The following is a 22710-nucleotide window of genomic DNA, read 5'->3' on the forward strand; positions in this document are numbered from 1 at the left end:
TACCAAATTGGCGGCCGCGGAAATCAATTCACTTTGCGAAAGCGGATAACGAATTCTCGCGACCATCCTGCGTGAAACGGCGCTGGCGCATGCGACAGGTGCGATGATCACGCCTATGGACGTCGACAATCCTCAAGACGACCAGCGATGGGATAGCCACGAGCGTGGCGAAACCGAAATCCAACGGCTGGACCGCAATTGGAACAGCCTGCTGCAGGAGCTGCGCGTCGTGCAGACGGGCGTGCAGCTGCTCACCGGTTTCCTGCTGACCCTGCCGTTCCAGCAACGTTTCGACGTTCTCGCCCCGCTCCTGCGCGACGCCTATCTCGCGACTGTGGGGTGCTCGGTGGGCGCGACAGTGCTGCTGATCGCCCCGGTGGGCATGCACCGGATGCTCTTCCGGCGCCATCGTCTCCAGGTGCTGGTGTCGGCCGCGCACCGCTGCGCGTACGCCGGGCTGGCGCTGCTCGGCCTCGCCCTGACCGGGGTGACGATCATCGTGTTCGCCGCGGTGGCCGGACGCAGCCCGGCACTGATCGCGGGAGCGTGTGCGCTGACGCTGTTTACGTTCTTCTGGTGGCTGCTACCGATTCTGCTCCGCACCCGCGGCATGTAGCGCGAGTTCGGAGATGCGGGTCGAGTCCAGGTGCTCGAGCAGGTCTTGTGGATCGGCGAAGATCGGTGCCGAGCCCGCCGCCTGCAGCTCCTCGCGCGCAATGCCGCCGCTGAGCAGCCCGATGCAGGGCAATCCGGCGCCCGCCGCGGCATGTGCGTCCCACACCGCGTCCCCGACGAACACGGCATGGTCGGCATCCACCCCGGCCCGCTCCAGCGCGACCTGCACGATGCCGGGTTCGGGCTTGGCGGTGTCGACGTCGCGCGAGGACGTCGTTTCGGAGATGACGTCGTCGCAGTCGAGGACCTTGCGCAAGATCTCCAGCTCGTCGTCGGGTGCCGAGGTGGCCAGCACCACCTGCAGCCCCAGCTCGGCGACGCGGCGCAGCAGCGCGCGGGCACCCGGTAGCGGCGTGAGCAGCGGGGTGCTCTCCCGGTAGTAACGGCTGTGCCCGTCGCTCAGCCGCTCCCGGACCTCGTCCGGGGCGTCGTTGGAGAGCGTTCGCACCAGCGTGGAGCCGTCCATGCCGATGCACCGGTGGATCTGCCAGGCGGTGACGGGCAGGCCCTCGTCGTCGAAGGCGCGCAGCCACGCGTGGACGTGAAGATAGTTGGAGTCGACCAGGCTTCCGTCGACATCGAAGAGAACGGCGGGTTTCATCTGCGCGGCATACCCAGGCCGGGGCCGGCTGACACCGGGGTGCCGCGTCGTTTGCGTTCGGGGACGGCGGGTAGCCGCCAAGCGTGATCCGCAAATCGGCCACGGCTCCTTAACCGCCGGGTCGGGCGGCGGCCCAGCCGGCGAACCGCATGCCGCACGAATCACCCTGATACACAGACTTTCTCATGAGCACCGACGGGTGCGCGACGCCGAACTTGCGTGGCACGCCGCGAATTCCGATGAGCCCGCCCCGCCGCCGACCATTTGACCGCTGTGAGCTAACGAACACCGGCCGGCGCGAATCCGCCCGCCGAGACGTTTAATCGCGGCGATGACCGGGTAAAAGCCGATCATGGTCGCGCCCGTTTCGTTACGAGCAGCAAACTACTCGGTCGAGTACGAGCGCGATTTCCCCCTGCTCGGCCTCGCGGCCGTGGCGGTCTGGGCCGTCAGTCTGGCAGTCGGGCTGTTCGAGCTGCTGTTTGGGCACGAAGGGGCGGCGATCGTCGCGCTGACCGTGTCGGTCGTCGCGCCGTGGCTGGGCCTGGCCCTCGCGCATTACCCCACGATTGCCAGGCGGCTGAGGCGGCTCACTGGCCGGCGGCGTGACATTTTCGGGCCGGTCGGTGTAACTCGCGCCTGAATGGGGTACAGCCTGCGCCACGGGTGAGTACAGGAAAGTGCGTCAACCCGGCTCATCAGCAGGAAGGAACTGCCATGGCGACCGCAAGCGACTATGACGCACGCCGGGTCTCCGACTCCGAAACTCAGGACAAGTCCCCGATACGCGAGCTAGCCCCGACGTTGCAGGGATCCGCCACCACGGTGGTCGATGAGGACCCCAACGATGTGCACTTCTTCGAGCTTCCCGGCGCCGACCTGTCCGGCGAGGAACTGTCGGTGACGGTCATTCCCCAGCGGTCCGACGAGTTCATGTGCTCGAGCTGTTTTCTGGTGCAGCACCGCAGCCGGTTGCACAGCTCGAACGGGGGCAGGTCCGTCTGCGCCGACTGCGCCTAGTGCCGCAATGGTCGGGGCTGAATCGTTGGCGCACAACCGGTTCAGGCCTGCGCCCACTCTCGGTGACACACGGCGCAACGCCGGGTGACCATCGCCCAGTCCGGTTCGTTCTTGACGGGCTCGCGGATCAGGTGCGTGGATAAGTCGCCACAGCCGGGGCAGGCACAGATGGCGCGGTAGGGCTCGACGGGCTGGTCTTGCATCAGCCGCAGGTTTTCCGCCCGAGAGAACGGCACGATCGCCAACGACTCGGGGCGGGGAGCGGGGTGCGGATTGTCGAACCACAACAGGCCGCAGGTCACGGTCGCCACCGCCGTGAAGACGGCCAGGATCATCGTCGGGATGTCCCACGGCCAGTTCGGAGGGATGGGCGTCAGCACGAGAACCACCAGCACGGCGGAGATCACGCCGCCGATGATGGTGCCGGGTTTGGCGAATCGGTAGCCCCCGACGTTCAGCGCTTCCCACGCCTGGATCTCCTGCTGTCGCCGGGTGATCTCCGCCAGGGTGGGGTGGCCGGGGCTGTGGACCGGCGCCGGGGAATCAGCAAATCCGGTGACCTGTGGGCCGACCCCGCGTGGCTCGCCCTGCTCGGGCGGCGGGCTTACCAGCGCCATGCGGGCAGAGCTTAACGGCAAAGCCGCAACGCCGCAGTGTCAAACTCGGCGTTCGGCTGTCACGCCAGCTAATACAACTGAGTCGGGGTGGCGGGATTCGAACCCACGGCCTCTTCGTCCCGAACGAAGCGCGCTACCAAGCTGCGCCACACCCCGCTTGAAGCTCCGACAGCCTATCGCACCGGCCCATCGGCTGGCCAAACCGCGGCGTGGCGGCTCATTGCCAGAGGCAGGAGCGCTCGAACTGCGCCAGTACCTCGGCGGGACCGCTCGGATCAAGTCCCTGCGCGCTGACCCACTCGTCGCTGAAGTAGGTGTCGTGGTAGCGGTCGCCGCTGTCGGCGAGCAGCGTGACCACCGAACCGCTGCGCCGCTGGGCGACCAGCTCGGCGAGCAAGCCGAAGGCGCCCCAGAGGTTGGTACCTGTCGACGGCCCCACGCGGCGCCCCAGAACGGCGCTGACGTGCCGGGCGGCGGCGACCGACGCCGCGTCGGGCACCGACACCATGCGGTCGACCACGCCGGGCAAAAACGACGGCTCGACCCGCGGCCGGCCGATGCCCTCGATCCGAGACGAGGTGGGCATCACGACGTCGTAGCGGTCGTCGGCGTAGGCGGGAAAGAACGCGGAGTTTTCCGGGTCGACGACGCACAGCCGGGTCGCGTGCCGGCGGTAGCGGATGTAGCGGCCGATCGTCGCGCTGGTGCCGCCAGTGCCCGCGCCCACCACGATCCACTCCGGGATGGGATGCGTCTCGTCGCCCATCTGCTCGAAGATCGACTCGGCGATGTTGTTGTTGCCCCGCCAGTCGGTGGCGCGTTCGGCGTTGGTGAACTGGTCCAGGTAATGCCCGCCGGTGTCGCGGGCGACGCGCTCGGCCTCGGCGTACACCTCAGCAGAGTTCTGCACGAAATGGCAACGGCCGCCCTGGGCTTCGATCAGTGCCACCTTGGCCGAGCTGGTGGACGCCGGCATCACGGCGACGAACGGCAGGCCCAGCAGGGCCGCGAAATACGCCTCCGACACCGCCGTCGAACCCGACGACGCCTCGACCACGGTGGTGCCCTCGTCGATCCAGCCGTTGCAGAGCGCGTACAGGAACAAGGAGCGGGCCAGCCGGTGCTTGAGGCTGCCCGTGATGTGCGTGGTCTCGTCTTTGAGGTACAGCGCCACCTGAGCGCCGGGACCGTCCCCGGCCCACGCCGACGGCAGCGGGTAGCGCAACAGGTGCGTGTCGGCGCTGCGGCGCGCGTCGGCCTGGATCAGCCGGACCGCGTTGTCCGTCCAGCACCGCGAGCGGCTGCGGACCGCGATCCGGGTCCGCTCGGTCAACGCACCGAAACTGTTGGCTGCGAACGGCTTAGGTCGCTGGCCGAATCGCGGCCGCCCATCGGGGTGGCGATCAACGTCAGCAGGGTGGCCTCGGGCCGGCAGCAGAAACGCACCGGCGCGAACGGTGAGGTGCCGATGCCGGCGGAGACGTGCAACTGCATGTTCGCGCCCCACCGGGACGGTCCCTTCGCCCGGGTCCGGTCCAGGCCACAGTTGGTCACCAGGGCGCCGTAGAGCGGCAGGCAGACCTGGCCGCCGTGGGTGTGTCCGGCCATCACCAGTTGGTAGCCGTCGGCGGCGAAGCGGTCCAGCACCCGCGGCTCCGGGGAATGGGTCAGCCCGAGTCGCAGGTTCGCGGCCGGGCTGGCCGGGCCCGCGATCGTCTCGTAGCGGTCGCGGTCGATGTGCGGGTCGTCGACTCCGGCGGCGGCGACGTGCAGGCCGGCCACCTCGAACTCGCGCCGCGTATGGGTGAGGTCGAGCCAGCCGCGCTCGGTGAAGGCCGCCCGCAGGTCCTGCCAGGGCAGCGGCTCACCGCGAACCCGGTGCGACGGGTTGGTCAGATAGTTCAGAGGGTTCTTCAGGCGCGGGCCGAAGTAGTCGTTGCTGCCGAACACGAAGACACCCGGCCGCGACAGCAGATCCCCGAGGGCCTGCACCACCGCGGGCACCGCCTTGGGGTGGGCCAGGTTGTCGCCGGTGTTGACCACCAGGTCGGGTTCCCAGTTGCTCAGCTCGCGCAGCCAAGCCTGTTTGCGGCGCTGGTTGGGCAGCATGTGCAGATCGCTGATATGCAGCACCCGCAGGGGCGTGGAACCGGGCGCCAGGACGGGCATGGTTATCTCGCGCAGGACGAAGGCGTTGCGCTCGACGACGGCGGCGTAACCGATGCCGGCGACAGCCGAACCGAGTGCGGCGGCACCGGTGCGAATCAGCGTGGGCAAAACATCAGCCATGCTGGCAGCCTACTGCCGGTTGCGCTTTGGCAACGCATACCTTGCGCCGCGGCACCAAAGATGGCGGCCTACGGAGGCGGCTGCCCCGGCGCGGGGGGCGGCGGCGCCAGCAGCGGAATGGTGATCGGGGGCAGACCCGGGATCTCCACCACTTGTGACCCGACGGGCGGCGGCCCGCCTTCGGGCGGCGGCGGAGGAGCCGGCGGGATGCCGTTGCTGACCTGGACGGTGATGATCGACCCCGGGATCGTTGCGCCGCTCGGCGTGGTTCCGACCACCTCGCCCTGCTTCGCGGTGCTGTTGACGAAGTTGTTCTGGTCGGCGACCTGGAAGCCCGCCTCCTTGAGTCGCGACCGGGCCGCGTCGATGTCCAGGCCGGCGACGCTCGGCACCCGCGACCCGGGCGACCCGTCGACGTACCGGGGATCGGTGGGCGGCAACTGCACCGGCCCGAAATTGGTGGCGATCGGCTTCATGGCCGTGAACCAGGTGCGGGCCGGCTCGTTACCGCCGTACAGGTCGCCCTCGCCGCAATGGCGCAGCGGCGACGAACATAGGTCCGTCGGCGTCGTGGAGTCGTCGTAGATGTAGTTGGCCGCCGCGTAGTGGTTGGTGAATCCCACGAAGCCGGAGGAGCGGTGCGCCTCGGTGGTGCCCGTCTTACCGGACACCGGCAGCGTCCAGCCCGCCGCACCGGCGGAGCCGGAGGCCGTGCCGCCGCCCACCGCGTCCTTGCTCATCGCATTGGCCATGGTGTTCGCCAGGCCTTCGGGAACCACCTGGTCGCAGGTCTCGGTGGTCACCGCGACCTCGTTGCCGTGCCGGTCGATCAGCTTGTCGATGGGGTTCGGCGGGCACCACGTGCCGCCGGAGGCCAGCGTGGCGGCGACGTTGGACAGCTCCAGCGCGTTCACCTCGATGGGGCCCAGGGTGAACGAGCCGATGTTCTGCCGTTTGACGAAGTCCGCCAGGCTCTCGTTGCTGTCGGGGTTGTAGTCGCGGGCGGTGCCGGGATCGGCGTAGGAGCGCAGGCCCAGCTTGATCGCCATGTCCACCGTGCGGGTCACCCCGACCTGCTGAATCAGCTTGGCGAACGCGGTGTTCGGCGAGGTGGCCAGCGCCTCGGTCACGTTCATCGACCCGCGGTAGTTGCCGGCGTTGACCACGCACCAGGTGTCCTTGGGACAGCCCTTGGCCCCGCCGCTACCCATGCCCTTGGCCTGGAATCGGCTCGGCACGTCGAGCGTGGCGTTTGTGCCCATGCCCATGTCCAGGGCGGCGGCCGTCGTGAAGATCTTGAAAACGGACCCCGCGCCGTCGCCAACCAGCGAGAACGGCTGCGGTCGCATGGTTTCGCCGGCGTCGAGGTTCAGGCCGTAGGTGCGGTTGCTGGCCATCGCCATCACCTTGTGCGACGTCTTGCCGGGCTGAATCACGCTCATCACGCTGGAAATGCCGGGCAGGGTCGGGCTGGCGAACTGGTCGATGGCTGCCTTGACCGGGGTCTGCACGTCCGGGTCGAGCGTGGTACGGATCAGGTAGCCGCCGCGGGCCACCTGTTCTTTGCTGATGCCGGCGCGGGACAGGTACTCCTGGACGTAGTCGCAGAAGAAGGCGCGATCGCCGGCCGCGATACAGCCCCGCGGTAACTCGTTGGGCTGCGGCAGCACACCCAGCGGGGTGGCCTTGGCGGCGCGCAGTGCGTCGGCTTCCTGAGGGATGTTCTCGATCATGGTGTCCAGCACCAGGTTTCGCCGCGCCAGCGCGCCGTCGGGGTTGGTGTAAGGGTTCAGCGCGCTGGTCGACTGCACCATGCCCGCCAGCAGCGCCGCCTGTTGCCAGTTCAGGTCCGAGGCGTTGATGCCGAAGTAGGTTTGGGCCGCGTCCTGCACGCCGAACGAACCGTTGCCGAACGACACCAGGTTCAGGTAGCGGGTCAGGATCTCGGGCTTGGTGAAGGTCTTGTCCAGCGTGAGCGCCATCCGGATCTCGCGCAGCTTGCGGGCCGGGGTGGTTTCCACGGCGGCGCGCTTTTCCGCGTCGGTCTTCGCCGTCACCAGCAACTGGTAGTTCTTGATGTACTGCTGCTCGATGGTCGAACCGCCACGGGTGTCGACGTCTCCGCGCGCGTAGCCCGCCAGCCCGGTCAGCGTGCCCTTCCAGTCCACCCCGTTATGGTCGGCGAACCGCTTATCCTCGATCGACACGATCGCCAACTTCATCGTGTTGGCGATCTTGTCGCTGGGCACTTCGAAGCGGCGCTGGGAGTACAGCCAGGCGATGGTGTTGCCCTTCGCGTCGACCATCGTCGAGACCGCGGGCACCTCACCCTCGAGGAGTTGGGCCGAGCCGTTGGCGACGACTTCGGAGGCCCGGTTGGACACCAGTCCCAATCCGCCCGCGAACGGAAACATCAGCGCCGTGGCGACGACGCCGGCCAGCAAGCAATACCCGGCGAGCTTCAAAATCGTGAGAAGGGCCGGGGGGCGGTCTGACATGGCTACTACAGTAGCGGCCCCCAGTCACGCCGCCACGCTGCGAGTTCACCCACTTTTTGCCCCTGTCATTGACCAGCGCTTTACCGCCGCGAGTGCGATAAAATTTGCGCGTGCGTCAGTGAGGCGGGCCCCCGCGCACGTGTGCAAGATCACTTCGATCGCCTACCCTTTTGAGACGAGACGGGACGCCCGTCCCAAAAAAGGCGTTATCGGACTGTTGCGCAATTGGTGGCTGACCACCTAACTTAGACACACGGTGAGATTCAGGTAACACCGATGTACACAGTGTGGCGTAGATCGCAGGTGTGGATCTGCACCCCAGGAGGGCGGTCGTGAGAGCGGCCGGTAGGGAAGGGAACAGTTCGTGTCAGGAACACGGCCTGCGGCGCGTAGGACAAACATTGCGGCCGCACAAGGGGTACTCCGCAGCGTTGATGCCGAAGAACGGATCGCCTGGGTTTCCAAAGCACTGTGCCGGACCACGGACCCGGACGAACTCTTCGTTCGAGGGGCCGCCCAACGCAAGGCCGCCGTCATCTGCCGGCACTGCCCGGTCATGCAGGAGTGCGGGGCGGACGCGCTGGACAACAAAGTCGAGTTCGGCGTCTGGGGCGGCATGACCGAGCGTCAGCGCCGGGCCCTGCTCAAGCAGCACCCGGAAGTGGTGTCCTGGTCGGACTTCTTCGACAAGAGGAGAACCCGCAACGTCGGCTGACCCAGCGGTGGCTCTTAGCGAAGGGGCCCCTGGGCCGTGGCGCGGGTCGCGTCGTCGCCCGCCGACGTGATCTGATCGGCGAGCGCGCGCAACGCTTCCAGATCCGAGACGTCGAACGGCAGCGAGGGAACGCCGATCACCGGCACGTGCGGGTTGGCACCGGTGAACCGCGACAGCAACCTGATCTCCCGCTTGGCGGTCTGTGCGCGGTCGGCGTGAATCCTCAGCACGGCCGCGGCCAGCGAGGCCGCCTCGGAATCCGGCTCGGCCGCCAACGTTTCGATTCCGTCGATCGCCCGCTCGGCGGGCAACGAGCACAACGTCGGGTGGGTGCGGTTCAAGACCAGCCCGGCGAGCGGCATGTCTTCCTGAGACAACCGATCGACGAAGAAGGAGGCCTCGCGCAGTGCGTCGGGCTCTGCCGCCGACACCACCACGAACTGCGTGCCGCGCCTCTTGAGCAGCGCGTACGTCCGATCCGCCTTCTCCCGGAAACCGCCGAAGGTGGCGTCCAGCGATTGTACGAAAGCCGCCGCATCGCTCAACATCTGTGAGCCGAGCACGGTGGACATCGCCTTCATCGCCAAACCCATTGCGCCGGTGACTAATCGGCCTATGCCCCGGCCCGGCGCGAGCAGCAGCCGCCACAACCGGCTGTCCATGAAGCTGCCCAGCCGTTTGGGCGCGTCCAGGAAGTCCAGCGCGTTGCGCGACGGCGGGGTGTCAACCACCACCAGGTCCCAACGATCCTCGGCCAGTAGCTGACCCAGCTTCTCCATCGCCATGTATTCCTGCGTGCCGGCGAGCGAGCTGGCGACGGTTTGATAGAACTGGTTGTCCAGGATCGACTGCGCCCGGCCGTTTCCGGAGTATTGGAGCACCATTTCATCGAACGTGCGGCGCATGTCGAGCATCATCGCGTGCAACTCGCCGGGGACCTCGGGCGCCAAGGGCACTCGTTGCGGGGTGTTGCCGAGGTCGTTGACCCCCAGGGCTTGTGCCAACCGCTTGGCCGGGTCGATCGTCAAAACGCAGACGTTGCGGCCGTATTCGGCCGCGCGCAACGCCATCGCGGCCGCGGTGGTGGTCTTGCCCACCCCGCCGGCGCCGCAGCACACCACCACGCGGTTTGACGTGTCGGCCAAGATCGAGGCCATATCAAGCCTATTCGGCGTGGTACTCATCGAACCCCCTGCTGCGCAAGCGCTTCCGAAAGCTCATAGAGGCTCCCGAGGTCGACGCCGTCGGAGATCGCCGGCAGCTCGAGCCGGGGCACCTGCAGCGCGTCCAGTTGTTGCGCGACCTCGGCGCGCGCGGCGATCACCGTGGCGTGCTCGATGGTTTCGGTCAGCAGCCCGGCGAACTCGGTGTCGTTCAGCTTGATCCCCGCCATTTCCAGCCCGGCCCGCACGGAGTCCGCGTCGACGTCTCCCTCGGCGGCCTTCGCCAGGTCGGCGGGCTGCAGATGGGACGCGATGTTGCGATTCACGATCACGCTGCCGATCGGCAGCTCCATCTCGGCGAGCTCCTCGATGGCTTCCAGGGTTTCCTGCACCGGTAACGCCTCCAGCAGAGTGACCACGTGGATGGCGGTCTGCTCGGAATGCAGCAGCTTCACCACGCCCTCGCTCTGCGAGTGCACCGGTCCGCCCTTGGCCAGATCCGACACGGCCTTCGTGACGTCCAGGAAGCGGGCGATCCGCCCCGTCGGTGGTGCGTCGACGACAACCGCGTCGTAGACGGGGTTCTTGGCCCCCTTGTTCAGCCGCACCACCGACTCCTTGATCTTGCCGGTGAGCAGGACGTCACGCAGGCCGGGCGCGATCGTCGTCGCGAACTCGATGGCGCCGATGCGCCGCATCGCCCGCCCGGCGATGCCGAGGTTGTAGAACATATCCAGGTATTCCAGGAATGCGGCCTCGATGTCGATGGCCAGGGCGTTGACCTGACCGCCCCGTTCGGCCGTCGCGATCTTGACTTCCTGGTAGGGCAGCGGCGGGACGTCGAAGAGTTGCGCAATGCCTTGCCGCCCTTCGACTTCCACGAGAAGGACTTTGCGGCCTCCGGCTGCCAGGGTCAGTGCCAGTGCGGCCGCTATCGTCGACTTGCCCGTACCGCCTTTGCCGGTGACGAAATGCAGGCGGGCCTTCGAAAGCCGCGCCGGCCAGCCGACGGCGCTACCGCCGCTCGATGTGTTTGCCACCTTCGCATGCTAGCCCGACCGGCGTCCGGCCCCCGGGCAGGCCAGAGCCGTTCACATCCGACCGATAAGCTCGCGCCATGAGCCAACCCACCGCATGGGAATACGTCACCGTCCCGCTGCTCACACACGCCACCAAACAGATTCTCGACCAGTGGGGTGCCGACGGCTGGGAGTTGGTGTCCGTACTGCCCGGGCCAACCGGTGAGCAACACGTCGCGTATTTGAAGCGTCCCAAGTAGATGACTGCTTCCGCCCGGCTCGCGGAACTCGGGGTCGCGCTTCCGGAGGTGGTGGCGCCGCTGGCCGCCTATGTGCCCGCGGTGCGGACCGGCAACCTGGTGTACACCGCCGGTCAGCTGCCGCTGCAGGCGGGACAGCTGGCCGGGGCCGGCAAGGTCGGGGCGCAGGTCAGCTTGGAAGAAGGCAAGGCGATGGCGCGGATCTGCGCGCTCAACGCCCTGGCGGCCGTCGATTCGCTGGTGGGCATCGACGCGGTGACCCGAGTGGTCAAGGTCGTCGGCTTCGTCGCCTCCGCTGCGGGTTTCAACGGCCAGCCGAGCGTCGTCAACGGCGCTTCGGAGCTGCTCGCCGAGGTGTTCGGCGAGGACGGCGCGCACGCGCGGTCGGCCGTCGGCGTTTCCGAGCTGCCGCTGGATGCGCCGGTCGAAGTGGAGCTGATCGTGGAGGTCGGCTCGCGACCGTGACCGACGTGCCGGAGTCGCCGCGTCATCCCGCATACGGCACGCTGCGGGCGGTCACCGACACTGCCTCGGTTCTGTTGGCCGACAACCCCGGGTTGATGACGCTTGAGGGCACCAACACCTGGGTGCTGCGCGGCAAGGGCAGCGACGAGTTGGTCGTGGTGGACCCCGGGCCCGACGACGACGAACACATCGCCCGGGTCGCCGAGTTGGGCCGTATCACGCTGGTACTCATCAGCCACCGGCATGGCGATCACACCGACGGCATCGACAAGCTGGTCGAGCGGACCGGCGCGACGGTGCGGTCGGCGGGTAGCGGGTTTCTGCGCGGCCTTGGCGGTCACCTCACCGATGGTGAGGTGATTGACGCGGCCGGCCTCAAGATCCGGGTGATGGCCACCCCCGGCCACACCGCCGACTCGTTCTCCTTCGTGCTCGACGACGCCGTCCTCACCGCCGACAGCGTGCTAGGCCGCGGCACCGCCGTCATTGATTCCGAAGACGGCAGCCTGGCCGACTATCTGGAATCGTTGCGGCGCTTGCGTGGTCTGGGACGGCGTACGGTCCTGCCCGGCCACGGGCCGGACCTGCCGGACCTGGAGGCCGTCGCGTCCGGGTACCTGGTGCACCGGCAGGAACGGCTGGAACAGGTGCGCGCGGCGTTGCGGGACATCGGCGACGACGCCACCGCGCGCCAAGTCGTCGAACACGTCTATGTAGACGTCGACGAGAAACTCTGGGACGCGGCCGAATGGTCCGTTCAGGCGCAGCTGGACTATTTGCAGCGCTGAACTCGCGCCGAAATCGACGCTATCGCGGAAAAGATCGAGTGAACGTGTCGATAACGTCGATCTCGACGCAATTCGCGCGCTTACCTCGCTCGGGGGTTTGTTTTCTCGCTCGGTTGCGCCCGCGCTCCGCGCGCGCTTACCTCGCTCGGGGGTTTGTTTTCTCGCTCGGTTGCGCCCGCGCTCCGCGCGCGCTTACCTCGCTCGGCGGGCGAGCCTTTCGGAGTCCGAAATGAGCACACTCTTGCCTTCCAGGCGGATCCACCCGCGGTGGGCGAAATCGGCCAGTGCCTTGTTCACCGTCTCGCGGGACGCCCCCACCAGCTGGGCGATCTCCTCCTGCGTCAGGTCGTGGGTGACCCGCATCGCGCCACCCTCCTGGGTGCCGAACCGCTGGGCGAGCTGCAGCAGCTGCTTGGCCACCCGGCCGGGCACGTCGGTGAAGATGAGGTCGGCCAGATTGTTGTTGGTGCGGCGCAGCCGGCGGGCCAGCACCCGCAGCAGCTGCTCGGCGATCTCGGGACGGTCGGCGATCCACGCCCGCAGCGCGTCGCGGTCCATCGATACGGCGCGCACCTCGGTGATGGTGGTGGCGCTCGAAGTCCGTGGGCCGGGGTCGAAAATAGACAGCTCGCCGAACATGTCCGACGGGCCCATGATCGTCAGCAGGTTCTCCCGGCCATCGGGTGAGCGACGACCGATCTTTACCTTCCCCGAGACGATGATGTACAGCCGATCACCCGGCTCGCCTTCGGCGAAGACCGTGTGCCCACGGGGAAAGTCGACGGGTTGCAGTTGCTTGGTCAGCGCGGCGACCGCGCCGGGCTCAACCCCTTGGAAGATTCCTGCCCTTGCCAGGATCTCGTCCACGTTGCCTCTTCAGCTTTCCAATGATTTGTGTACGGGCAGGTTAATCCCTTGCTCGCGTGATGAGTCTAGCGGTAGGACATTTTGTCCAACGTGCAACGCTACACACGATTGACGTGTCGAGTGGCCTTAAACTGCGGATTGATGGGCGAATGCGCTTGTATTCGCGTCGGCAATGTCAGCTCGGCATGGTCAATGAAGCTGGCGGCAAAGGACGGCGCCGCATGCCGCGGTCCGGACGTCAGCCCGGCCAGCGCGGCGTCGGAAAGTTCCCGGGCCTCGCGCCGGTGCAGAAACTCCAGCGCCTCCGGCATGCCCTCCCGGGCCAGGGTGCGCACGTCGACAAGTTCGGCGTACTCGAAAAGCTCGGTGACCGCGACAACGGTGACGTCCTCGCGGGCGAGCCCCCGTTCGAGCCGCCCCAAGCCGAGCGCCGCCAGCATCAGCAACGCCGGAACGCAGGCCACCAGCAACCACGACACAAGGAGAGTAAACATGGACTTCAATCAACACGAGGTCTCGGCGAGATCACGAAATCAGTACTCTGTCGTAGGTGACAGCGGCAAAGTCGTCCGGGCGCTCGAAGTCCACGTCGGTCCCACCGGGTGGTAACGGCGCACGGCGCTGGTCTGAGGAGACGCGGGCCGGCTTGGTGCGGCGGGCCCGCCGGATGAATCGGGCGCTGGCGCAGGCGTTTCCGGACGCACACTGCGAGCTGGACTTCACCACGCCGCTGGAACTGACCGTCGCCACGATCCTTTCCGCGCAGAGCACGGACAAACGGGTGAACCTGACGACGCCGGCGTTGTTCAAGCGGTACCCCTCGGCGCTGGACTACGCGCAGGCGGACCGCGACGAACTGGAAACCCTGATCCGTCCGACGGGGTTCTTCCGCAACAAGGCGACCTCCCTCATCGGCCTCGGGCAGGCGTTGGTCGAACGGTTCGACGGCGAGGTGCCTTCCACCATGGAGGAACTGGTCACGCTGCCCGGGGTGGGCCGCAAGACCGCGAACGTCATCCTGGGCAACGCCTTTGGCGTCCCCGGCATCACGGTCGACACCCACTTCGCGCGGCTGCTGCACAGGTGGCGCTGGACCAGCGACAAGGACCCGGTGAAGATCGAGCGCGCGGCCGGCGAACTGATCGAACGCAGCGAGTGGACCATGTTGAGCCACCGCGTGATCTTCCACGGCCGCCGGGTGTGCCACGCGCGCAAGCCGGCCTGCGGTGTGTGCGTGGTGGCTAAGGATTGCCCCTCCTTCGGCCTCGGCCCCACCGAACCGCTACTGGCCGCGCCCCTGGTGCGGGGCCCGGAAACCGAGCACTTGCTGGCCCTGGCCGGCCTGTAGGCGCATACCACCTTGACGCGGACCACGCGCTGGACCATCGCGATCCTCGCGGTGGTGGCGGCGCTGGCGGCGGCCCTGGTCGCCCAGCTGCGCGACGAGTCCGCGCCGGCCCCGAAGCCCGGCACGGCCGCGAGCCCGCCCGACCGCGAACACCGCGACGCCGACACGGCCGCCGCGCTGGCGGGTCCGCGGCAACGGGCCGACCTGGCGCCCTGTCCCGCCGCCGGTGACGGCCCGGGCCCCCCTGCGCTGCGCGGTGTCACGGCCGAGTGCGCCGCCGACGGTTCGGCTGTCGACGTCGCCCGCGCGCTGGCCGGGCGGCGGGTGGTCCTCAACCTATGGGCGTATTGGTGCGCGCCGTGTGCGGCCGAACTGCCCGCGATGGCCGAGTATCAACGGCGAGCCGGGTCTGACGTGATGGTGGTGACGGTGCATCAGGACGAGAACGAGACGGCCGCGTTGCTGCGGCTGGCCGAACTCGGCGTTCGGCTGCCGACCCTGCAGGACGGTCGCCGACGGGTCGCGGCTGCCCTGGGCGTGGTAAACGTGATGCCCGCGACTGTGGTTCTGCGGCCGGACGGTAGCGTTGCCCAGATGCTGCCGCGGGCCTTCGACAGCGCCGACGAGATCGCCGCTGCGGTCGGAAATGACAAGGGATAAGCCGAAAATTGGACCGACTGGAGCGCCCCGTGAGTGTTGGGGGTACGCCCCTACCCGCGGGAGGTGGGAACCCCACCCGCGAGCGCGGGACGGTGGCGCTTAGTCCCGACGCCTCCCCGCCGTGGCTGCGCCCCCTGGTCGACAACGTCGAGCGGATGCCGGACGCGTACCGGCGCCGGCTGCCGGCCGACGTGCTGGCGATGATCACCGGCAAGGCCGCGTCGTCTTTGTCGGCGATGCGCGGCAGCGGTCGCGAAGCCGCGGTCTTGGTGCTGTTCTCGGGCCCGGAGTCCGCGCCGGCCGACGGCGGCATCCCCGACGGCGCCGACCTCCTGGTCACCGTGCGGGCCTCGACCTTGCGCCACCACGCCGGCCAGGCGGCGTTTCCCGGCGGCGCCTCCGATCCCACCGATGACGGCCCGGTGGCAACCGCCTTGCGCGAAGCCCAGGAGGAAACCGGAATCGACGTGTCGCGGTTGCGTCCCTTGGTCACGATGGAGCGCACGTTCATTGCGCCGTCGCGGTTTCACGTCGTCCCGGTGCTGGCCTACTCGCAAGATCCCGGTCCGGTGGCGGTCGTCAACGAGGCCGAAACCGCGATCGTGGCGCGAGTTCCGTTGCGCGCCTTCATCAACCCGGCCAACCGGCTGATGGTCTACCGGGGTGACCTCGGCCGCCGGTGGGCCGGACCGGCGTTTCTGCTGAACGAGATGCTGGTCTGGGGATTCACTGGCCAGGTGATCTGTGCGATGCTCGACGTCGCCGGCTGGGCCCAGCCCTGGGACACCACCGACGTCCGCGAGCTGGACGCGGCGATGGCGCTGGTCGGCGAGCAGGGCGGTCCCCCCCGATGAACATGAACTCGATGACCCCGTCACAGTGGCTTGACGTGGCCGTGCTGTCGGTCGCCTTCATCGCGGCCGTATCGGGCTGGCGTTCCGGCGCGGTGGGGTCGCTGTTCTCGTTCGTGGGTGTGTTGCTGGGCGCGATCGCGGGCGTGCTGCTGGCGCCCCACCTCGTCAGCCACATCGCCGCGCCCCGGGCCAAATTGTTCGCCGCCCTCTTCCTGATCCTGGCGCTGGTCGTCGTCGGCGAAGTCGCGGGAGTAGTGCTCGGGCGGGCGGTTCGCGGCGCGATCCGCAGCCGCGCCATCCGCACGGTGGACTCGTTCATCGGGGTAGGCGTCCAGCTCGTGGTGGTGTTGACCGCGGCGTGGTTGTTGGCGACGCCGCTGACCCAGTCCAAGGACCAGCCCGAGCTGGCCGCCGCGGTCCGCGGTTCGCGGGTGCTGGCCCAGGTCAACGAGGTCGCCCCGCCGTGGCTGAAGACGGTGCCCAAGCGGTTGTCGGCGCTGCTGAACACCTCCGGCCTGCCCGCGGTGCTGGAGCCGTTCAGCCGAACTCCGGTGATTCCGGTCGCCTCGCCCGACCCCGCCCTGGCCAACAATCCGGTCGTGCAGGCCACCGCGCCGAGCGTCGTCAAGGTGCGCAGCCTGGCGCCGAGCTGCCAGAAAGTGTTGGAGGGCAGCGGATTTGTGATCGCCCCCGACCGGGTGATGACCAACGCGCACGTGGTGGCCGGTTCCAACAGCGTGCAGATCTACGCCAGCGGCAGTCCGCTTGATGCCACCGTCGTGTCCTACGACCCGTCGGTCGACATCGCCATCCTCGCCGTCCCCAACCTGCCGCCACAGCCCTTGACGTTCGCCCAGGCGGAGGCGAAAACGGGCACCAGCGTTGTGGTGCTGGGGTATCCGGGCGGCGGCAACTTCACCGCGACCCCGGCCCGCATCCGCGAGGTCATCAAACTCAGCGGCCCCGACATCTACCGCGACCCCGCGCCGGTCACCCGTGACGTCTACACCATCAGAGCCAATGTGGAGCAAGGCAATTCGGGCGGACCGTTGATCGATCTGGACGGTCACGTGCTCGGCGTGGTGTTCGGCGCGGCCGTCGACGACCCCGACACCGGTTTCGTGTTGACGGCCGACGAGGTGGCCAGTCAGCTCGCCAAAATCGGTGACTCCCAGCAGGTGACCACGGGGGCCTGCGTCAGCTGACTACGGAGTCGAGGAACTTCATCAGGTGCCGGTTGACTTCCTCGGGCATCTCTTCATGGCTGAAATGCCCTGCGCCGGTGATGGATACGTACCGGCCCTGTGTGGCATAACGCTGCGTCCGGTCGACCGGGTCGGCCAGCACGTAGGGATCGGCGTCGCCGCGCAGGTGTAGCAGCGGCACGCTGAGCCGCTGGCACATCGACTTCATGAATCGTCGGCCCTCGTCGCGCAATTGGCTGCGCACCGCCCAGCGCTGGTATTCCAGCGCGCAGTGCGCGGCCGACGGAATCTGGATGGCCGTCCGCAGGTAACCGATTGATTCGGAAAAGTCTTCGGAAGCAAGCCATTTGGCGGAGCTACGGCTACGGACCAGGCGTTCGATCTCGGCCCCGTTGTCACGGGTAAGCAGGCGCTCCGGCCAGATCGGCACCTGGTAGCGCAGCAACGTCGGCAACAGTGCGTATCCCTGGTCGCGCCGGGTCAGCGTGGACCGGCGCATCGCCGCCGGGTGCGGCGAGCTGATCAGCGCGATAGCCGACACCAATCGGGCGTGCAGCAGCGCGGTGGCCCAGCAGGTCAGCCCGCCGTCGGCGTGACCGACCAGCGTCGCCGACGAGTGCCCCAGCGCGCGAATGAGGCCGGCCGTGTCGCCGGCCAGCGTCCAGCCGTCGTAGCCGCGGGGCGGCTTATCGCTGCCGCCATAGCCGCGCAGGTCGACCGCTACCACCCGCGCCCCGGTCAGTCCCCGCAATTGATGACGCCACGACCACCAGAACGAACCGAAACCGTGCAACAGCACCACCAGCGGCCGGGCCGTGGGCGGTGCGGTCGTGTCCGCGCCGGTGGGTAGTGCCTCGACGACGTGGAACCGGATGCCGTTGGCGTGAACGTCCAAATGGCGCCACGGCCCGTCGATGCGGGTTACCGACGGATCCGGCGGGGCCATTTACCAACCCGATGGATCGGTTTCGGGCATTTCGTGTCTGCCACGCTCGGCGAGCTGCTTGGGGGCGCCCTGTGCCTTGTCGTGGCCCGGGGTGAGCGCCGTGCGCGTCTCCTTGACCGATTCGATTGTCTCCCGCGGTCCCCGGATCCGGCGCACCTTGAGGAAGCCGAGCAGGGCCAGCAGCGCCCCGACCACCACCTGGACCGCGAACACGATCAGGAACGCCACCCAGCGCCACAGCCAGGTGTCGAGCAGTTCGGCGACGAAGAAGAAGAAAAAGAAGGTGGAGTAGAACAACACCACCAGCGCGGCGATGAAGAAGACGCTACCGGTCAAGCCCTTTTTGACGTCCCGGGTGATCTCCGCCCGCGCCAGTTCGACCTCGGCGCGCACCAGCGTGGAGACCTGGGTGGTGGCGTCCTTGATCAGGTCGCCGATCGAGGGCTCGGCGGGCCGGGCGTGCGGGTCGGTCAGGGGGATCGTGGTCAGGGTGCTGGGCACACCGTTCTTGCCATCGGGTTTGCTCACAGACGGTCCCCTCTTTCGTCACTGCCCGGCGCTGTCGTCGCGGTTCATGTTGCCATGCGGCGCCATGCCAGACGAGGCCAGCCGAAGGCGGCGGGCGGCCCGGCGCCTGTCGGAGGTCGACCGGCGGCGACGCGAGGGCGTTCAATCAGATGCCCATGCGGACGATTTCCAAACTTCTAAAGTGTCAGTGAGCCGCCGGGCCGTGGGTTTCATTCCGCTCAGATGCGCAACGGGCACAACGGGAGCGGTCGATGCGAACCGGTGGCGGCGCTGGGCACGGCGAACGGGATGCCCGGCCGACTAGACTGGTCAAGCCGGTCCGGGTCCGGCCTGTCGATGGGAGTGGTGCTGTGCAGACGGCGCACCGGTGCTTCGTGGCGGCAATGGCGGCGGTGCTCCTGGTCCTGGTGGGCTGCCCCGCTCGCGCCGCGGCCGCCGATGTCCGGATCCCGATGGGCGGCGGCGCCGGCATCGTCATCAACGGGGACACGATGTGCACCCTGACGACCATCGGGGGCGATGCCGCCGGTGAGCTGATCGGTTTCACCTCCGCGCACTGTGGCGGTCCGGGCGCGCAGGTCGCCGCCGAGGGTGCCGAGAACGCGGGCGTCCTGGGCACCATGGTGGCCGGCAACGACAACCTCGACTACGCCGTCATCAAGTTTGATCCCGCCAAGGTGACGCCGACGGCCAACTACAACGGCTTCGCGATCAATGGCCTCGGCCCGGATCCGGCCTTCGGTGAGATCGCCTGCAAGCAGGGCCGGACCACCGGAAACTCGTGCGGCGTCACTTGGGGGCCGGGCCAGGACCCGGGGACCATCGTCATGCAGGTCTGTGGCCAGCCGGGGGACTCCGGGGCGCCGGTGACGGTGAACAACCTGCTGGTCGGCATGATCCACGGGGCGTTCAGCGACAACCTGCCGACCTGCGTCATCAAGTACATTCCGCTGCACACGCCTGCGGTGGTCCAGTCGTTCAACGCGGTCCTGACCGACATCAACGCCAAGCACCGGCCCGGTGCCGGGTTCACGCCCCTACCGGCCTGAGGCCGCTACTTCGAGGCTTGGATCGCGTCGAAGACGCCGGGGTCGAGCAGCGTCGACGTGTCACCCAGTTCGCGGTTCTCGGCGATGTCGCGCAGTAGCCTGCGCATGATCTTCCCGCTGCGAGTCTTGGGCAACTCTGGCACCACGTGGATCTCACGCGGCTTGGCGATAGGCGAGATTTCCCGGGCCACCTCGGCGCGCAGCTCGTTGACGACCCCGTCGTGCACCTCGTACTCGGCGCACAGGACGACGAACGCGCAGATGGCTTGGCCCGTGGTCTCGTCGGTCTTTGCGACCACCGCGGCCTCGGCCACCCCGTGGTGGCCGACCAGCGCAGACTCCAATTCGGCACTCGAGAGCCGATGCCCCGACACGTTCATCACGTCGTCGATGCGGCCCACCACCCAGATGGCGCCGTCGCGGTCGTAGTAGGCGCTGTCACCAGCGAAATACCAGCCCTGCTCGGCGAACCTGGACCAGTAGGTCTCGGCGTATCGCTCGGGATCACCCCAGATGCCGCGCAGCATGGACGGCCACGGTTGGTCCAACACCAGGTAGCCGGTGACGTGCTCGCCCTTGTGGACGCCCGGCACCAGTTCGTCGCCGTGGTCGTCGACGATCTTCGCCGAGATGCCCGGCAGCGCCCGCATCGCCGAGCCCGGTTTGGTCGCGGCGACGCCGGGCAGCGGGGAGATCATCGCGGCGCCCGTTTCGGTCTGCCACCAGGTGTCCACGATCGGAAGGCGCTCGGCGCCGATCACCTTGCGGTACCAGCGCCACGCCTCGGGGTTGATCGGCTCGCCCACCGTGCCCAGCAGCCGCAGGCTGGACAGGTCGTGCGCGTCAGGGATCTCCCGACCCCACTTCATGAAGGTGCGAATGAGCGTGGGCGCGGTGTAATAGATTGTCACGCCGTACTTTTCGATGATCTCGAAATGCCGGTGCTGGGTTGGCGAGTCGGGTGTGCCCTCGTAGAGAACCTCGGTGGCGCCATTGGACAGCGGTCCGTAGACCCCGTAGGTGTGCCCGGTGACCCAGCCGATGTCGGCGGTGCACCAGAACACGTCCGTCTCGGGCTTGAGATCGAAGACGTAGTAGTGCGTGTAGGAGCTCTGGGTCAGGTATCCGCCGCTGGTGTGCACGATGCCTTTGGGACTTCCGGTGGTGCCGGAGGTGTACAGCAGGAACAGCGGCTGCTCGGCGTCGAAGGGCTCCGGGGCGTGTTCGGCTGACGCGGCGTCGACGACGTCGTGCCACCACAGGTCGCGATCGTCGTTCCACGACACGTCAATCCCGGTGCGCTGCACCACCAGAACGCGCTCGACGGGACTGTCACCGTCCGCACCCGACGCGACCGCCTCGTCGGCCGCGTCCTTCAGCGGTGCCGGCTTGCCGCGGCGGAACTGCCCGTCGCTGGTGATCAGCAATTTGGCCTGCGCGTCGGCGATCCGGGCCCGCAGCGCCTTCGCGGTGAAACCGGCGAACACGACGCTGTGCATGACGCCGAGCCGGGCGCAGGCCAGCATCGCGATCACCGCCTCGGGAATCAGCGGCATGTAGATCGCGACTCGATCACCGGCGACCAGGCCCAGGTCGGTCAGCGCGTTGGCCGCCTTGCACACCTGCGCCTGCAGGTCGGCGTAAGTCAGGCTGCGGCTGTCGCCGGGCTCGCCTTCCCAGTGGATGGCGACGCGGTCGCCGTGGCCGGCCTGAACGTGGCGGTCCACGCAGTTGTAGGCGACGTTGAGCTTGCCGTCGGCGAACCACTTGGCGAAGGGGCGCTGCGACCAGTCGAGCACCTCGGTGAACGGCGTCGACCAGGAGAGCCGATTGGCCTGCTTGGCCCAGAAGGCCAGCCCGTCCTCGTCGGCCTCGCGGTACAGCTCCTCACCTGCGTTGGCCTGTTCGGCGAACGCCGGCGGCGGGGGATACGACGACGGGCCTACGGCGTCTGTGGCGGTCACTGGCTTCCTCCTGGTGTCGAGGCTCGTCAATCGTCAGAGAGCCTAGCCCCACAAGGTGAAAAGCGAAGCTGCAAATCAAAGGTCAAAGCCGGCCCTCGTAGCGGATAATCACCCGTGTGCCCGGTCACGGGCGGCGCAACCGCCGACTAGCTCCCAGCTTCGCCGCGGCCGCAACGGGTTACGCGGCCACCGCCATGCTGGGTTCACCGGCGTGGGCCATGCCGACCGACACCGCCGACGCGCCGACCCCATGCTGGTCGGACCAGATCGCCGTCGCCGCCTCGCCGACGCAGGCCGCGGTCGGCCACCGCGCGGCGACCCTGGTGTTCAGCCTCGCCGGGGGCGCGGAGCCCTGCACGCTGACCGGGTACCCCGGGGTCGACTCGGGCGCGGGCGGGCCGCTCATACACGCCCAGCCCACGCTGCGCGGCTACATGGGAGGCCTGCCGGACGGCGCCGAGGTGCCGCCCACCGTCATCCTGTCCCTCTCCACCCAGGCACAGGCCATCGTTGAGGGCATCGCCATCGACGCCAACGGCGAGCCCTGCCCCACCTATACCGAGCTGCTGGTCAACCCGCCGGACACGACCGTGGTGCTGACCGTGCCGGCCGCCATCGACGCCTGCGCGTTGCAGGTGCACCCCGTCACGCCCGTCTGAGTCACGTCACGACTCGACTTGCACCAAGCAGTAGACCCGCGGGGGCGTGGGGTAAGCGTTGGCCTTCGTCCCCGGCGGACATTGCGTTTCGTCGGCGCTGCCGTCAATGCGCTTGTCGACCTTGAATCTTGCGAAGCGTGCTTCAGCGCAATCGACCGGTGTCCACGTCGTCGTCTTACGCTGGTCGGTCCTCAGGTAGCAGAGCCCTTGTTTGAGGTTGGCGGCAAAACACAGTGTGTGGGATTCGTTGGTGAGGCGCGCGTAGAGAGAGTCGCCGCGCTTGTTGTCGGGGCACGTCGCCGTCGGCCCGCCTTTGGCGGCGAGCTCATAGGTCGCCACAGGATCACCACAGTCGGTCGGTTGGTTGAGCGAACCCATACCGACCTCGAATTCGGTGAAGCACTGACCGATTTCGGGCCACGCGGCTCTGGCCGACGGGGTTGGCTGGGCGGTCGTGTGCGCGCCACGATCGTCGTTCGACGCAACGCGCGCAGCGTGGAAGAAGAGGTTCAGCCCGCCC

Annotated in this window: 25 protein-coding genes, 1 tRNA gene and 1 pseudogene; 13 read left to right on the forward strand and 14 right to left on the reverse strand. The window is 68.0% G+C overall.

What is annotated here, in order from left to right; genetic code table 11:
* Positions 1 to 115 precede the first annotated feature (115 nt).
* Complete coding sequence (locus A5781_RS13020) at positions 116 to 616, forward strand: DUF6328 family protein (RefSeq protein ID WP_067206190.1); 501 nt, start codon at positions 116 to 118, stop codon at positions 614 to 616.
* Here A5781_RS13020 and A5781_RS13025 read toward each other — a convergent pair.
* The gene (locus A5781_RS13025; RefSeq protein ID WP_067206193.1) at positions 584 to 1276 is read right to left on the reverse strand and encodes an HAD family hydrolase; all 693 of its coding nucleotides are present in this window, start codon (positions 1274 to 1276) and stop codon (positions 584 to 586) included. The two genes, A5781_RS13020 and A5781_RS13025, sit on opposite strands and share 33 nt — an antisense overlap.
* A 352-nt stretch (positions 1277 to 1628) precedes the next feature.
* On the opposite strand from A5781_RS13025, the gene A5781_RS13030 reads away from it, so the two are divergent.
* Both A5781_RS13030 and A5781_RS13035 read left to right on the forward strand, forming a co-directional pair.
* Complete coding sequence (locus A5781_RS13030; RefSeq protein ID WP_067206195.1) at positions 1629 to 1919, forward strand: hypothetical protein; 291 nt, start codon at positions 1629 to 1631, stop codon at positions 1917 to 1919.
* 74 nt (positions 1920 to 1993) lie between these two features.
* Positions 1994 to 2296, forward strand: a complete 303-nt coding sequence (locus A5781_RS13035) for a DUF4193 domain-containing protein (protein ID WP_067206198.1) — start codon at positions 1994 to 1996, stop codon at positions 2294 to 2296.
* Between the two features lie 41 nt (positions 2297 to 2337).
* On the opposite strand, the gene A5781_RS13040 is transcribed toward A5781_RS13035, so the two are convergent.
* The 5 genes from A5781_RS13040 to ponA2 all read right to left on the reverse strand — a co-directional run bounded on the left by A5781_RS13040 (position 2338) and on the right by ponA2 (position 7700).
* Positions 2338 to 2913, reverse strand: a complete 576-nt coding sequence (locus A5781_RS13040) for a hypothetical protein (protein ID WP_067206201.1) — start codon at positions 2911 to 2913, stop codon at positions 2338 to 2340.
* Between the two features lie 82 nt (positions 2914 to 2995).
* Positions 2996 to 3069 (reverse strand) — tRNA-Pro (locus A5781_RS13045).
* Between the two features lie 61 nt (positions 3070 to 3130).
* Positions 3131 to 4246 (reverse strand): PLP-dependent cysteine synthase family protein, encoded by a 1116-nt coding sequence (locus A5781_RS13050; protein WP_067206204.1) that lies wholly within the window; start codon positions 4244 to 4246, stop codon positions 3131 to 3133.
* The gene (locus tag A5781_RS13055; RefSeq protein WP_066955708.1) at positions 4243 to 5202 is read right to left on the reverse strand and encodes a metallophosphoesterase; all 960 of its coding nucleotides are present in this window, start codon (positions 5200 to 5202) and stop codon (positions 4243 to 4245) included. The genes A5781_RS13050 and A5781_RS13055 overlap by 4 nt, the downstream gene beginning before the upstream one ends.
* A 68-nt stretch (positions 5203 to 5270) precedes the next feature.
* On the reverse strand, positions 5271 to 7700 hold the full coding sequence (ponA2, locus tag A5781_RS13060) for a transglycosylase/D,D-transpeptidase PonA2 (RefSeq protein WP_067206207.1): 2430 nt from the start codon (positions 7698 to 7700) through the stop codon (positions 5271 to 5273).
* 364 nt (positions 7701 to 8064) lie between these two features.
* Between ponA2 and A5781_RS13065 the strand changes: the two genes are divergently transcribed.
* A complete protein-coding gene (locus A5781_RS13065) occupies positions 8065 to 8415 on the forward strand; it encodes a WhiB family transcriptional regulator (RefSeq protein WP_067206210.1) in 351 nt (116 codons plus the stop codon).
* A gap of 14 nt (positions 8416 to 8429) precedes the next feature.
* Here A5781_RS13065 and A5781_RS13070 read toward each other — a convergent pair whose 3' ends face one another.
* Complete coding sequence (locus A5781_RS13070) at positions 8430 to 9599, reverse strand: ArsA family ATPase (RefSeq protein WP_067206213.1); 1170 nt, start codon at positions 9597 to 9599, stop codon at positions 8430 to 8432.
* Positions 9596 to 10618 (reverse strand): ArsA family ATPase, encoded by a 1023-nt coding sequence (locus A5781_RS13075; RefSeq protein WP_067206217.1) that lies wholly within the window; start codon positions 10616 to 10618, stop codon positions 9596 to 9598. Before A5781_RS13075 ends, A5781_RS13070 begins: the two co-directional genes overlap by 4 nt.
* Positions 10619 to 10695: 77 nt before the next feature.
* Here A5781_RS13075 and A5781_RS25585 point away from each other — a divergent pair, with 77 nt between their 5' ends.
* The 3 genes from A5781_RS25585 to A5781_RS13085 are packed head-to-tail and all read left to right on the forward strand — an operon-like array spanning position 10696 to position 12110.
* Positions 10696 to 10857 carry a DUF4177 domain-containing protein gene (locus A5781_RS25585; RefSeq protein WP_007166633.1) on the forward strand — a complete coding sequence of 54 codons (162 nt, stop codon included), beginning with the start codon at positions 10696 to 10698 and terminating at the stop codon, positions 10855 to 10857.
* The gene (locus A5781_RS13080) at positions 10858 to 11322 is read left to right on the forward strand and encodes a RidA family protein (RefSeq protein ID WP_067206222.1); all 465 of its coding nucleotides are present in this window, start codon (positions 10858 to 10860) and stop codon (positions 11320 to 11322) included. It begins immediately after the preceding gene.
* A complete protein-coding gene (locus tag A5781_RS13085; RefSeq protein ID WP_067206225.1) occupies positions 11319 to 12110 on the forward strand; it encodes an MBL fold metallo-hydrolase in 792 nt (263 codons plus the stop codon). Before A5781_RS13080 ends, A5781_RS13085 begins: the two co-directional genes overlap by 4 nt.
* Before the next feature lie 192 nt (positions 12111 to 12302).
* On the opposite strand, the gene crp is transcribed toward A5781_RS13085, so the two are convergent.
* On the reverse strand, positions 12303 to 12977 hold the full coding sequence (crp, locus tag A5781_RS13090; protein ID WP_044508824.1) for a cAMP-activated global transcriptional regulator CRP: 675 nt from the start codon (positions 12975 to 12977) through the stop codon (positions 12303 to 12305).
* A gap of 98 nt (positions 12978 to 13075) precedes the next feature.
* On the reverse strand, positions 13076 to 13471 hold the full coding sequence (locus tag A5781_RS13095) for a hypothetical protein (protein ID WP_231990698.1): 396 nt from the start codon (positions 13469 to 13471) through the stop codon (positions 13076 to 13078).
* A 173-nt stretch (positions 13472 to 13644) separates the two neighbouring features.
* Between A5781_RS13095 and nth the strand changes: the two genes are divergently transcribed.
* Genes nth through marP form a run of 4 tightly spaced genes read left to right on the forward strand, consistent with a single transcriptional unit; the run spans position 13645 to position 17044 of the window.
* A complete protein-coding gene (gene nth / locus A5781_RS13100; RefSeq protein ID WP_067206232.1) occupies positions 13645 to 14325 on the forward strand; it encodes an endonuclease III in 681 nt (226 codons plus the stop codon).
* Between the two features lie 12 nt (positions 14326 to 14337).
* The gene (locus tag A5781_RS13105; RefSeq protein WP_067206235.1) at positions 14338 to 14985 is read left to right on the forward strand and encodes a TlpA disulfide reductase family protein; all 648 of its coding nucleotides are present in this window, start codon (positions 14338 to 14340) and stop codon (positions 14983 to 14985) included.
* Positions 14986 to 15014: 29 nt separating this feature from the next.
* Complete coding sequence (locus A5781_RS13110) at positions 15015 to 15839, forward strand: CoA pyrophosphatase (protein ID WP_067206238.1); 825 nt, start codon at positions 15015 to 15017, stop codon at positions 15837 to 15839.
* A gap of 11 nt (positions 15840 to 15850) precedes the next feature.
* Positions 15851 to 17044: an acid resistance serine protease MarP gene (marP, locus tag A5781_RS13115; protein ID WP_156624603.1), complete on the forward strand. Its 1194-nt coding sequence runs from the start codon at positions 15851 to 15853 to the stop codon at positions 17042 to 17044.
* Here marP and A5781_RS13120 read toward each other — a convergent pair.
* Both A5781_RS13120 and A5781_RS13125 read right to left on the reverse strand, forming a co-directional pair.
* Positions 17037 to 17990 carry an alpha/beta fold hydrolase gene (locus A5781_RS13120; RefSeq protein ID WP_067206244.1) on the reverse strand — a complete coding sequence of 318 codons (954 nt, stop codon included), beginning with the start codon at positions 17988 to 17990 and terminating at the stop codon, positions 17037 to 17039. The two genes, marP and A5781_RS13120, sit on opposite strands and share 8 nt — an antisense overlap.
* Positions 17991 to 18518, reverse strand: coding sequence for a phage holin family protein (locus A5781_RS13125; RefSeq protein WP_067206247.1), 528 nt, complete (start codon positions 18516 to 18518; stop codon positions 17991 to 17993). It abuts the gene before it with no gap.
* Positions 18519 to 18868: 350 nt separating this feature from the next.
* On the opposite strand from A5781_RS13125, the gene A5781_RS13130 reads away from it, so the two are divergent.
* On the forward strand, positions 18869 to 19567 hold the full coding sequence (locus A5781_RS13130) for a serine protease (protein ID WP_156622702.1): 699 nt from the start codon (positions 18869 to 18871) through the stop codon (positions 19565 to 19567).
* A gap of 5 nt (positions 19568 to 19572) precedes the next feature.
* On the opposite strand, the gene acs is transcribed toward A5781_RS13130, so the two are convergent.
* Positions 19573 to 21531, reverse strand: a complete 1959-nt coding sequence (gene acs, locus A5781_RS13135; protein WP_067206250.1) for an acetate--CoA ligase — start codon at positions 21529 to 21531, stop codon at positions 19573 to 19575.
* A gap of 116 nt (positions 21532 to 21647) precedes the next feature.
* On the opposite strand from acs, the gene A5781_RS13140 reads away from it, so the two are divergent.
* On the forward strand, positions 21648 to 22190 hold the full coding sequence (locus A5781_RS13140; protein ID WP_197503822.1) for a DUF4232 domain-containing protein: 543 nt from the start codon (positions 21648 to 21650) through the stop codon (positions 22188 to 22190).
* Between the two features lie 6 nt (positions 22191 to 22196).
* On the opposite strand, the pseudogene A5781_RS25880 reads toward A5781_RS13140, so the two are convergent.
* A pseudogene (locus A5781_RS25880) lies at positions 22197 to 22710 on the reverse strand (hypothetical protein); the annotation flags it as partial.

Origin of the sequence: Mycobacterium sp. 852002-30065_SCH5024008 (assembly GCF_001665645.1) — a bacterium.
GTDB lineage: Bacteria > Actinomycetota > Actinomycetes > Mycobacteriales > Mycobacteriaceae > Mycobacterium > Mycobacterium paraffinicum.